The sequence below is a fragment of the Wolbachia endosymbiont (group A) of Icerya purchasi genome, assembly GCF_947251635.1.
GTDB classification, from domain to species: domain Bacteria; phylum Pseudomonadota; class Alphaproteobacteria; order Rickettsiales; family Anaplasmataceae; genus Wolbachia; species Wolbachia pipientis.
The window spans coordinates 209,139-221,956 of sequence record NZ_OX366357.1 but is presented as its reverse complement, the minus strand read 5'-3'; the positions used below and the strand labels follow the sequence as shown (position 1 = coordinate 221,956).

Here is a 12,818-nt window from a genome sequence, read left to right as displayed (position 1 = left end):
AAGCCTTATTAAAGCAACTAGACCCAGCTCACTTGAAAGTTATTGAGTATTCCGGAAAATCCGGAGATCTGAATTCTTAGTTCAGCTATTAAACTCAGTAGACCAGCGTTATGCGTTTGTTAAAAAAAAGATGAGGGTTAGAGCCTCTGTTAAACTTATGGTAGAAGTAAAGCTATTGCAAAAATAATGTTTCAAAAAGTCTACTAACCATTTGTTCTTTAGGTTCAAAAAATTTTCTTTGCAATCAACAAAAAGCATGATAAACTAGTTGTAGGGTTTTTTCTAATAAATAAAAGTTTGGGGTATTAAGATGCCTCGTAATCGAGTTTTAAGCTACCCTACATGAGTAACTTAGGTCTTGGTGGTATAATTGTACCCTGAAGTCATAGAATCTTTTTAAAACGCTATTATGGTATCCGTTCAGAGGTGTGGTAAGGATAAAAAATAATTGACATAATATACTAAAGTAATAATAACATAAAATGTTGATAGTAAGGTAAGGCTAGATGCTCCAATTGTTGATCAGTATTGTAGAGTTATGTAAAAACTTAGAGCAGAAAGTAGTAAAGCTTGAAGAGAAAAATAAGATCTTAAAAATAGAGAATGCTGAGCTGAGAGAAAGACTTGGTCTAAATTCAAGGAATTCATCAATACCAACTTCTAAAGAGCTATATAAAATAAAAAAAAGATACATTAAAAGATAAGTCAGAAAGTAATAGAAAGATAGGTGGTCAGATCGGACATAAAGGAAATTATCGATCTAAAATGGAAGCAGATGAGGTAGTAAAAGTGGAGTTACAAAATAAATGCAAGTGTGGTGGAGAAATTGCAATATCAGGAAAGCCCTATATTTATCAAAAAGTTGATCTGCCAGAGATTAAGCCTTATGTTGTTGAATATCAACTAGAGCACGGTCGCTGTTGTAAGTGTGGAAAAAGAAAAAGCAGCAAACTACCAGAAGGAGTTACATCTGATACCTTTGGTCCTAGAGTTAAGTCAGTAATTGCGGCATTGAGTGGGTTTTACAAGAACTCAAAGAGAGAAATAACAAATATTATGAAAGACATCTTTAACATGAGTATAAGTGTTGGTAGTATATCCAATAGTGAAGCAAGGGTTTCGTCAAAATGTAAAGAAGCCTATGAACAAATAGAGGAAGAGGTAAAAGCAGGCGAAATTTTGCATATTGATGAAACCAGTCACTACAACAAAGGCAAATTGGGATGGTGTTTGCCAACAATAAAGCAAGTCTTATGAAGTTAGCAGATACAAAAGGAATGAAATTTTTAAAGAATAGTACATTTTGTGATTACAAAAACCTGGTAATTACCGACAGATATGCAGTTTACAACCACTTCAGTGATGAAAAACGACAAATTTGTTGGGCTCACTTATTGAGAAATTTCGAGAGGTTATCTCATAGTTGGAATAGTGAAGTAATGAGACTTGGCCATTGTTTAAAAGATGCAGCTAATGGATTGTTTGTATTAAGAAACGCTTTATCAGAAAATGAAATTAGTATTTCAAAGTTAAGCCAAAGAGTTACGAAGATACATACAGTACTGCATGATAAAAATATCTTATATACTTGAAGCAAAAGGAGCTTCACGAACAGTAAAGGGTATTATAAAATCCGAGCCAATGATGTGGACATTTTTGGATGACCCAGGCATTAACGAATAATCATGTTGAGCGACAAATACGGCATTATGTTGTTTATCGTAAGAATTCATATTTTGCACAGTCAGAGCGAGGGAATAGATTCCTTGAACGAATAATTTCGTTGTATCTGACTTGGAGACAAAAGGAGCTAAACCCTTTTCAAAACCTGCTGGCTGTTGTTTCTTAAGCCACACCTCTGAACGGATACCTATTATGGATCATTTGTTTTTCACTGCCTTTACTTTATATTTTTATTATAGGTTGCAACTCCATAGAAAAAGCAAAATTATGAAAGAACATCAAAAAACGTTAAGTTCTTCTCTTAACTGATATATACTATGTACTATAGCATAGTATATATTTATATATATAGATTTTTGCCATCTTGCCAACTTCCCTAAACCCGCTATAGAAGAGGACTTTACCCATGCTATCTAGTTGGCAACTTTTTGCCAACTTGCCATCTTACTATTTCTTTAAACTATTGATTTTCTTATATTTTTATCAATCTTAAGTTGGTAGAATGGCAGATTCTTCAGTTTGCCAACTTGCCATCTTGCCAACTTACTATACTATTTTGCCATCTTGTTTTGTAGAATTATGTATCACCCAAACGTCTGGATTTTCAACTGGTAAGGTTACTCCGTTATTTGGTGAAAGATAATAATCTGGCTTTACCAGCACATGTTGATTTTCAGAAATTTTTAACTCCATGTCTTTAACACATAAATAGCCGTACTTTGATTTAGTGCTTGATACTTTATATCCAAGAGCTTCCTTAAAGAACTTTATGTGGCCAAGAGCTGCAAGATGGCTAATCCTTTCACGGATGCTACGTTCACTTCCAAGGCCTAGCTTTCCCTCAAAATACCTAGCAAAGTGTGCCGCGGTGTAAGTTTCGCCTTTATATGCTTCATTAGCAATTAACTCTAAAATTATATCACATCTTCTTAGACGTTCTAAATCCAATTTAGTATTATAGCTAGACCTTACTATTCTTTCTGAATTTAATGTATCATCAGATTGTACAAACGCACCGTTATGCCAATAAAATGAAATCTTTTCTTCGTTAGATGCAGAATAATTTGACTTCTTACGGCAAAGTACTCGTTCATTACCAGAAGCATCAGCTTTATCTGGCTTTGACAAGTACCAACGAGATCTTACTGTATTATTCCACGCAGTTGAACCACCTGTACCTGTTTTACGTATTATTCCTGAATCAGAAGGATGAGCACATAATAATACAGCTCCTTTTATTACTTTTACTATTTTTCCACAACAACTTTGAATAAATTGTCTCACATGAGAGCGATTGTTTTCATTGCCACCAAATAAGTCTGCTGCTGTATCTAAAACTACTAGCTTTGGTTGAAACAATTTAATATCTTCAAGTAATTCTTCAAAGCAATGAGTTAATTTACCTATATCTTTGTTATCAAATACCATGAGTAGATTATCTTTCCACACTCTCGATAAAAAGCCAATATTATCATGAAAGTCACAGGATTCCATATCTAACTGATATAATCTATTTATAGCACACTGTCTTCGCCATAGCTCTTCTGTATCATCTTCACAAAATACACCATATGTCTTCATCTGCTCAATTTCCATTCCCAACCAAGATTTACCTGTGCTCGCTGCTGTCATTAGTTGTTGAGCAAGTAGAGACTTTCCCATACCACCATCACCGTAGAGAGCCGTAACACTTCCAATAGGAAGCCAATCTTTAACAATCCATTCTCTTTCTGGAGCAATATTAGCCCAAGCTCTGGTATCTATTCTCAACGATTTTTTTGAAGGAGCCTTTTTTGTACTAAGGATGAACTCTTCAACATTTACACCTTCTTTCACACAATCAGCAGCGTCCCAACCCTTTGGTTTATCTTTAGGTATTTCCAAAATGCAAAGTTCTTCAACTCCAAGATAAGTAAGTTTCATAGCAGATTTTCAGCGTATTTCTTACCTGGTGCATCATTATCTGGCCATATAATAATGTGTTTACCTTTAAGTGGAGTCCAATCTGTCTTCTCAATAGGTGCATTTGCTCCTGACATTGCTGTTGTTGCAGTTATTCCTTTCTCTATCAGCGCTTCTGCACATTTTTCCCCTTCAACAAAAATAACTTTATCGGATTTCAAAATACCTGGAATATTATAGAGTGGCCTTATCTTTGGTGCACCAAAGTCAGATTTTTTTATATCAAAAGGAAGATATCGCTTTCCATTATTATTATCATAACGATAGACTCTAACAATAGCTTGGCCGTTTTCATCGTAATAATCCCAATATGCAGTTGGACTACTTGAAGTTTTGAAATGACCAAGCCACTGAGCTATAGAAGTCATTACTTCAGGAAACTCTATTCTCGTACTTTTTCTATGTACTCCTGCCCAAAGATCAATGATATCACCACCTTCTCCTGTTGCAAAATCATGCCATAGGCCAGCTTCACTGCCACTTAATTCTACTACTAAACTCTTACCTTTATCACCTTGTATATTGCCTACATAAAACTTATCACCACGAAAAATCCCTCTTGGTAATAGGTATGAAAGACAAGATCTGATATTTAGTAAAAGTTGATCTTTTAGCTGTTCTTTCTCTTCTGATAATTTAGAATTTCCATTTTTTTTGAAAGCTACAGTATTAAAATCACAATAGATATCCATAAAATCTCCAATATATTTAAAGTTTAGAAATTTGGTTAAGCTGTAGCTATCCAGCGTCCGTTAACCATGTTTATGAATTTTGTTGGTATTGGTTTGCCGTTTTTAAGTTCGTACATCAATTGCAGAGTATTCCTTTCTGGCCTAAATATCATTACTCCAGATGTATATAAACTTCTTAAAACATTAGCACCACTCAATGCTTGAAATGGATTCTTTTTTAACGTGGTTGTTGACACTTTTTTGGTGTAATGTGTAACTATTACTCCAGCAGCAGGATTAGTTATAGAGCGTAGTTCATCAATACTATTTTGCAGAAAAGAGATCATACTCCTATAATCAAAAACAGAGTCTATTACTATAAGATCAACTGTTTTTACATCGAGATTTTCCGACATAATTTCTTTTATTTTTTCCACATTCAAAGTTAACTGTACTTTTTTAGTAATAACTAAGTTTTCTGTTCCTTCATCAAGAATTTTCTTGCTGATTCTTAGCTTCTGTAAGCGCTCTCTTATGTAATCATATTCCATTTCATTCTGTAGATAGAATATCTTAAGTGGCCTTGCAGGCTTCATACCAAGAAATGATACTCCAGCAGCTAAATGTACTAACATGGAAAGTAGAAAATTACTTTTTCCTATTTTTGGAGTTCCACCTATGACCAAAAGACCACTTGGAGTTAGAATTCTTGGGCCTATTATATCTTTTGGCATTGGTGATTTATCATTTAAGTAATGCCTTGCTGAAAACGATGTAATTTTATGTTCTGTTGTGTTTTCTTTAGTATTTAACCACTTCTTAGCGGAATTTATATCACCTTTAACTAAAGTCCAAAGATCAATAATGTCACCACTAGTCCCTTTGGTAAAATTACGCCAATTTCCAGCTTCTTTACCCACTATTTTAACTGTAATCATATCCCCGTCACAGTTGCCAACATAAGTCCTCTCTCGATAAAAATTACCGTTTGGAATTAGGTAAGGTACACACTTCTTAATATTATCAATTAATAATCCTTTTATTTCTTTTCTCTGCATAAAACCCCCATACATACTTTTCATACGTTTAGAGCTGAGATTAGCTAGCTCACAAACAGTTTCAAAAGACTCTGAATCAAACCATTTAATTGCTTCTTTCTTTAGCTCTAGATTTTTTCCTGCTGCATCTTTGATAGCTCTCTCAATTACAGCAATCCAGAGCTTCTCTTCGTCGTACTTCAAAATGGCAACCAATCAACTTCAGATTGTTCTGGAGTAATAACCGTAGCAATCTTGTTCTTTTCTCCATACCGATCAGCTTCAATACCAACTTTTGCAGTAAACTCTACCCCGTTAAAGTCAGCTATAGAGTTGATTTTTCTAGCATTAACTGCTTTCTCTGAAGTGTCATGTGCATGAATATTTCGTGCTGACTCCAAAATGCTTCTAAGCATAGAACGACCAGATTCTCCCCAGATGTCTTCTTCACCTTCTGCTTTGCCACTTTTGACACCTATAATCTGAAAAATCTTGCGTTTTGCATATGGACCTTCAGTGATAGTAAATTCAGCGTTTAAATAGATGCTGCCAGTAGTGTAGCTTTTCGTGAACCAATTCTCATAGCCTCCAGGCTTTATTGCCATTTTTACCTTGACTATTGTACCTTTCGGTATTAAACTGCTTTGCAGTTTCGTGTTATTAAAATCAGTTAAAAAATCTGTTAGCATATTGTTCCCTATAAATTAAGTAAAAAAAAGAATCAACTCCATTGGTCTACAAGTTTCCAACGACCATTTATCTTATCGACAAGCTTGCTTGCCACACGTTCACCATTTCGCAGCTCAAACACTATTTGACGGGTAGTGCTTTCTTCATCATGAGCAAACATCACCATGCCAGTGCTATAAAATCCACGTAAAGATCCAGCACCGCTTAGGCCTTGAAATGGATCTTCTTCCAGCATCTTTTTGGACAGTTTTTTTTGTGTGGTAAGTGAGGATTATACCTGCATCTGGATTAATAATGTTCCTCAGTCTTTCAAGCGTTTTTTGCAAAAAGAATAGCATAGCGCTGTTGTCATTTTCATTACCATATTCACTTGAGTTGAAGATGTTGCGAAGAGGATCGACGGCGATAATATCAGGTTTGAAACGCTCTTTGACAACATTTTTAATTTCATCTATTTCTTCACTACTAAATGATAATTGCACTCTTGGCGTGATAATTAAGTTATTGGCAGCTACATTCAAGAGTTCGTTATCCAGTTGAAGTTGTTGCAAACGTTCTTTCATATATTCATATTCAATTTCAGTTTGCATGTAGAAAATTTTTAAAGGTCTATTTGGTGTCATACCAAGAAATGATCTACCTGCAGCCATGTAAACAAGCCAAGAGATCAAAAAGTCGCTTTTGCCAATTTTAGGTGGGCCACCCAGTACCAATAGACCTCTTTTCGTTAAAATTCTTGGTGAGATTATATCTTCTGGTATTGGCGTTTGATCATTCAAGTATTCTTTCACACTGAAAAAGGGAATTTTTTGACCGATGTTGAAAAAGCTTTGTTCCATATTACTCCTTTTAAAATTAAATTTAGGCAACAGAAGCCAAGGTTTTGGCTTTAATTTTCGCAAGTAATCTACCAAGATGAGGTTCTTCAACCATATCAAGGCAGCCACTTCGATCTTTAGCAGGGTATCCCCAAGTATTAATAGTCTGACAGACAAATGAACGTTTCTCTGTACCATCATCTTTCTTGATTCCAACCATGCTGATTACCTCATCAACTATCCCTGAAATCTCACTAGCAGTTTTAGCTCCTTCACATTGAGGTAGCCAAGTTGGACGATTGCAGTCATCGAGATATTGACCTAATGTGCCAACTATGATGATGTCTTTATCTCTGATATGTTGAAACTGATTGAGCCAAGCCATCATCTCTTGAGCAAGTAACCCATAAGCAGCTCTTTTATCTTCTTTTCCTGATCTATCAGAAAAAGCTTCAGGTTGCATCCTTGCCCATAATAGACATAAACGTGAAGCAACGGTTATACTATCCACAAAGATGCATCGGTATTTAGAAACTTCAGAAAGAAGATCTTTGTGCTTGCTACAGACATGCTCATAACGCGAATAAAAAGAAACCAACACCTTATATTCATAAGGATAGTAATGGTATATATACATATACTGCTCGGGATGAGAATAAATATGGTGGTAAGAACATTATAGGCAAAGTTGCTGAACAAATTAAAGAAGCGATATCTAAAAATATAGAAAATAATGATATAGAATTTATAAAACTTAAAGAAAGCAAAAATGAAGATAATATTATTGAGCCTGCCGTAAGAATTGCGATGGGTAGTAATACAAAAGAAATAAGCATGAGTGACATTCTAAATAACGATTTGTGCAAACAATATGGCGTGAAGCAATTACATTATTGCTACCTCAAAGTAAAGCAAGGGGGCTACGTTGCCGGGTTGATAAACATGGAACAAGAATTTATGAAGTGGCAAATGGGTCATATGAGATGACTCTGAAGTGGAATGCTCAAGGAAAAGAGTGTAACATAAAAATTAGCATTCACGATGATGGTTCTATAAAACTTATTGAGGGTAATGGTGTTACTATGGAGCAATTAGCTGCACATAAAGAAGTAAAAGTAGGAAGGCAATATGAAGCAAAACCTTTACATGAAGCGCTAGCACCACAATTACGACAAAAAAGCTCTGAAGCAGTGAAAATTTTGTCGCAACCTTCAACAGATGTAACAGAGAGCACAACACAAAAACATCAGGCTCCTGCTGCTCAAATGAGTAAGTAAGAAAAAACAAAAGTAGTAATTAGTATAAGTTGCTTGCACCTGCAAGTAACTTATACTCTTATAATGAGCAACATAATACTACCAAGAAATTTCTACGGGCGGCCGACCTTAACTGTAGCTGGAGAGTTATTGGGAAAAGTCCTCAAATTTTCTAACTTTAGTGGAATAATAACCGAAGTTGAAGCCTATATAGGAATGAGTGACCCAGCTTGTCATGCAGCTAAGGGTTATACTAGCCGAACCTCAGTAATGTTTGGTATGCCGGGGTTTTCATACGTGTACTTTATATATGGGATGTATTACTGTTTAAATATTGTAACAGAAGCAGAAGGGTTCCCAGCAGCAGTGTTAATACGGGGATTAAAGCTCATTGAACCGCTTGAGGCAAATTTAGGTGGGCCAGGAATATTGTGTAAAAGATTAAATATTACAAAAGAACATAACAAACAGGACCTTACTATAAGCCACGAATTTTGTGTTTATGAATCTTACCTCAAACCAGATTATATTTGCACCCCGAGAATCGGAATTAGTAAAGGCCAAGAGAAATTTTGGCGGTTTAAGATTTTCTAAACTTAAGACCTTGCGTAGACTATTTGCCAATCGGATAATCACCAGTGAAACAAGCATCACAATATTGTGGTGTAGCATTGTTACGCTTTTCTGCTTTAACAGCCTGATATAGTCCATCAATACTCAAGAAGGCTAAGCTATCTACTCCTATAACTTCCTTAATTTCCTCTACAGATTTATTTGCAGCAATTAAATCTTTGCACTCTGGCGTATCTATTCCATAAAAACAAGAATGCTTAATTGGTGGGCTTGAAATTTTGAGGTGAATCTCTTTTACTCCTGCATCCTTTAACATAACTATTATATTTGTTAACGTACTACCACGCACTATACTATCATCTATTAAAATTATGTTTTTACCTTTCAAAATGTGCTTATTAGCATTGAATTTTAATTTTATTCTAACTTTACGTACTTCAGCGGTTGGTTGTATAAAAGTTCTTCCTATGTAATGATTACGAATTATTCCCAGTTCCATAGGTAACCCTGAATGCTTTGCATATCCAATAGCTGCAGGTATTCCAGAATCAGGTATTGGTACAACCATATCCATATTGTTTTTTGGTGGGCTCTCTTCTGCAAGTATTCTTCCTATTTCTTTTCTTATATCATATATGGACCTATTCTCCATTATGCTGTCTGGTCTTGAAAAATAAACGTATTCAAAAATACAAAAACTTGATTTTTGCTGTGGGAAAGGAAATGCTGAAGCTAGATTACCATTTCGATCAATGGTGACTAACTCACCTGGTTCTATTTCTCTAACAAACTCTGCATTTACTATATCAAGAGCACAAGTTTCAGATGCAAGAACATAAGAACCGTTTAACTTCCCTAAAACAAGAGGCCTGATTCCAGACGGATCACGTACTCCAATAACTACTTCTTGATTGATTGCCACAAAAGAATAAGCACCTTGTATTTGCTTTAATGCATATATAAAACTCTCTAAGAAGCTATCTTTTTCACCGCTTGCTGTCAGATGCACTACTACTTCTGTATCAATATCTGACTGAAAAACGCACTCTTGTTTAATTAATTGTTCGCGTATTGGAGAAATATTAATTAAATTACCATTATGTGCTATGGCAAAATCCCCAAATTTGCCACTTTTGCCAAGCATGGGCTGCACTCCAAACTTATTACCACTTGTTGAGTATCGAACGTGACCTATTGCACAATCTCCAGGTAAGGATTTCTTTATTTCATCTATATCATCAAATACGCTGCTCACTTGACCTTGAAAGTGATAAGAGTGCAGCTTATCGTTGTTACTGGTTACTACGCCAAAAGACTCTTGACCTCTATGCTGCAAAGCGTGGAGAGCAAGTATAGAGTTAAAAGCAGCACTTTGGTTGCAACTTATGCCAAATACTCCACACTCCTCACGTATTTCATCTAGCATAAAAACTATTAAGTAAAGTTAAATTTTACTTTAGCATAGGTAAAATACAAGTATTTTGTTGTTCATCTGCTTTTATTGCTAGCAATAGCCCTATACATATTAAGCTTGCAGCAGTTGTACTTCCTCCATAGGACAGAAATGGCAATGGGTCGCCTATTACAGGTAAGAGGCCCATTGTCATTCCGATGTTTATAAAGAAATGAGCACTAAAAAAGGCAAAAATGCCGATAGATACCGACTTAGAAAAATAATTTTTTGACCTATAAGCAATAGAGAGCATTATAGCAAGCAATGTAGTATAGAGTAAAATTAAAGCCATGCTACCTAAAAATCCCCATTCCTCACTCAGCACTGCAAAAGCAAAATCTGTACGTTTCTCCGGCAAAAATCCAAGTTGAGTTTGACTTCCGTTAACAAAGCCCCTACCAAGCAAACCTCCTGAACCAATAGCTATTTGAGATTGCTGCGCATTATAACCTATTCCAAGTGGATCCACTGATGAATCCAAAAATGACAATATCCTTTGCTTGTGATAAGGACGTAAAAAAGGCCAAATAGCTGGTACTGCAAAAATGCCAAGCGTTCCACATATTATCGAATGAGATCTTTTTATTATTGCTGTGAATATAATTGACATCCCTATAAATAACATTATCATAGCTGTGCCTAAATTAGGTTGCTCTAACACCAAGAACACGGGTAAGAAAATAATTATAAGTGCCTTAAGCAATCTTTTAAATTCCATCATTTTATACATACTCTGCTTATCAAAATAGCGAGCAAGCGCAAGTATTAAGCCTACTTTTGCAAATTCTGATGGTTGCAAACTAATTGATCCAATTCTTATCCACCTTGTTGCACCCATTATGTGTGAGCCAAAAAAATTTACTGCTAATAGTGAAATCGCTGCTGCTATATAAAAAAAGTAGGCGTACTTCAAATAAAAATCTAGCTCTATGAATGACATAGCTATAGCGAGTAGGAAAAAGAAGGAAAATATGACCAGTTGGTGAATCGCAAATGGCACCCACTTTCCTCCAGCAGAAGAGTATTGAACAACAATGCCAACGCAAAACAGCGCTATCACGTTAATGACTAATAACCAATGAATCTTCTTCAGCCTACCCACAATAAAGACCTTATAACCTTAAAGTATAGTAAAATATGAAACAAAGATAAAAATCAAAAAACCAACTTCTCAACTACTAACCGAATTGGAGTGCTATATATTCCAGTTACTACTGTTAAAGCTGCCATAAACAATAGACAGAAAAGCATAGGAAATGGCACATCATTAATTTTGCCTAGTGTCATTCTAGTGCGTGACGTTGCATCATTTTCAAAATACATTTCTCTACCATCTTCCACATGTATATTAGTGCAAGAAAAGAACCGGCAGCAAAAGCTATCAGGGAAATCCACGCGCGAGATTCGATAATTGCTTTCATTATATACCACTTGCTTACAAAGCCATTTGTTAAAGGCACACCGATTAATGCTAAACTGAGTAGAGTGAACGCAAGTGCTGTATAAGGCATTGATTTCTTGAGTCCCGATAAATTCTCTATTTTTGTTGTATCAAATTTGTAAGAAATACATCCTGCAGCCATAAATAAAGATGTTTTTATTATGCTGTGGTTTACTATGTGAAGAATTGCTGCAAATACACCTGTTTTTGAGTTAAAACTCAGTGCTAAAATTATATAACCAATTTGGCTAATACTAGAGTGAGCAAGCAGTCTTTTTATGTCTTTTGCGGTTATTGCAAATATCGACCCAAATACAATAGCGCAAAGTGCGAGGATAATTATCACATTGTCCAGTAGCGGCTTAAACAAGAAAAAATTTTGATGAAAAACAGTATAAAAGATTCTGATGAAAACATATATCATCACTTTTGTCACTGTGCTTGAAAAGAATATGCTAATGAAACTTGGCGCCTCACTATATGCATTAACCAGCCACCTGCTTAATGGAAACAGTGCCATTTTGATTGAGAGACCAACAAAAATGAACAACGTGCCAAGTTTTATGATGTTGTTATCGTATAATGGAACTATTCTTTCAGCCATGTCAGACATATTGAGCGTTCCAGTCATTGAATACAAGAGCCCGATGCCAAATAAATAAAATGTTGCGCCTATTGTTCCACTAATTAGATATTCAAATGCTGCAACCAAGGCTTTTTTATCCCTTCCCATTGAAACTAATACATAAGAAGAAAGAGATGAAATTTCCAAGAAAACGTAAAGGTTAAATATGTCGTTTGTTACTAGAATCCCGAGCAGTCCGCTTAAGCACAGTAGAAATAGAGAGTAAAAACCAGTGATTTTGTTTTTGCTAATCTCTTTTTCGTTAATATAAAAGCTATAAAGCACACTAATCAGCGCTATAAAATTCACTAGGGTTAGAATTAAGGAATTTAACACGTCGATTCTTAACTCTATTCCATACGGAGGAGCCCAATTTCCAAGGTGATAAGTTATAATTTCACCTTTATATGTTTTAATGAGTAGTATTGATGAAATGATAAGAGTGATTGTTGTTGCAATAAAAGAAATAAACCAAGATACCTTGTGTTTCTTGGCAAGAAAGCAAAACATTGATGCAATTATTGGGATAATAACTTGTAAGATTGGTAATTGCATTAAATTGTTGTTAATATATCGTTAAAGTATTATTATATATAATACTTTTTGTTT

8 protein-coding genes and 4 pseudogenes are annotated in these 12,818 nt (G+C 35.2%); 3 read left to right on the top strand and 9 right to left on the bottom strand.

The window, feature by feature from the left end:
* Positions 1 to 518: 518 nt before the first annotated feature.
* Positions 519 to 1,849, top strand: a pseudogene (tnpC, locus tag OPR17_RS01185) (IS66 family transposase).
* Between the two features lie 380 nt (positions 1,850 to 2,229).
* On the opposite strand, the gene OPR17_RS01180 reads toward tnpC, so the two are convergent.
* From OPR17_RS01180 to OPR17_RS01155, 6 genes and pseudogenes are all read right to left on the bottom strand, one after another.
* On the bottom strand, positions 2,230 to 3,567 hold the full coding sequence (locus tag OPR17_RS01180; protein WP_320109859.1) for an AAA family ATPase: 1,338 nt from the start codon (positions 3,565 to 3,567) through the stop codon (positions 2,230 to 2,232).
* A 35-nt stretch (positions 3,568 to 3,602) separates the two neighbouring features.
* Entirely contained in the window at positions 3,603 to 4,337 is a 735-nt protein-coding gene (locus OPR17_RS07265) for a hypothetical protein (protein WP_320109858.1), read from the bottom strand.
* A gap of 35 nt (positions 4,338 to 4,372) precedes the next feature.
* A complete protein-coding gene (locus OPR17_RS01175) occupies positions 4,373 to 5,569 on the bottom strand; it encodes a helicase RepA family protein (protein WP_265021817.1) in 1,197 nt (398 codons plus the stop codon).
* On the bottom strand, positions 5,554 to 6,042 hold the full coding sequence (locus OPR17_RS01170) for a hypothetical protein (protein ID WP_265021816.1): 489 nt from the start codon (positions 6,040 to 6,042) through the stop codon (positions 5,554 to 5,556). Before OPR17_RS01170 ends, OPR17_RS01175 begins: the two co-directional genes overlap by 16 nt.
* 32 nt (positions 6,043 to 6,074) lie before the next feature.
* Positions 6,075 to 6,882 (bottom strand): annotated as a pseudogene (locus OPR17_RS01160) (AAA family ATPase).
* A gap of 22 nt (positions 6,883 to 6,904) precedes the next feature.
* Positions 6,905 to 7,438: pseudogene (locus OPR17_RS01155) on the bottom strand (AAA family ATPase); the annotation flags it as partial.
* Positions 7,439 to 7,721: 283 nt separating this feature from the next.
* Here OPR17_RS01155 and OPR17_RS01150 point away from each other — a divergent pair.
* Both OPR17_RS01150 and OPR17_RS01145 read left to right on the top strand, forming a co-directional pair.
* Entirely contained in the window at positions 7,722 to 8,138 is a 417-nt protein-coding gene (locus tag OPR17_RS01150) for a hypothetical protein (protein WP_265021813.1), read from the top strand.
* Positions 8,139 to 8,201: 63 nt separating this feature from the next.
* A complete protein-coding gene (locus OPR17_RS01145; RefSeq protein WP_265021812.1) occupies positions 8,202 to 8,711 on the top strand; it encodes a DNA-3-methyladenine glycosylase in 510 nt (169 codons plus the stop codon).
* A gap of 19 nt (positions 8,712 to 8,730) precedes the next feature.
* Here OPR17_RS01145 and purF read toward each other — a convergent pair whose 3' ends face one another.
* From purF to OPR17_RS01130, 3 genes and pseudogenes are all read right to left on the bottom strand, one after another.
* Positions 8,731 to 10,116, bottom strand: coding sequence for an amidophosphoribosyltransferase (purF, locus tag OPR17_RS01140; RefSeq protein WP_265021811.1), 1,386 nt, complete (start codon positions 10,114 to 10,116; stop codon positions 8,731 to 8,733).
* 25 nt (positions 10,117 to 10,141) lie between these two features.
* A complete protein-coding gene (rodA, locus tag OPR17_RS01135; protein ID WP_320109857.1) occupies positions 10,142 to 11,245 on the bottom strand; it encodes a rod shape-determining protein RodA in 1,104 nt (367 codons plus the stop codon).
* A 53-nt stretch (positions 11,246 to 11,298) separates the two neighbouring features.
* Positions 11,299 to 12,764 (bottom strand): annotated as a pseudogene (locus OPR17_RS01130) (proton-conducting transporter transmembrane domain-containing protein).
* Positions 12,765 to 12,818: the final 54 nt, after the last annotated feature.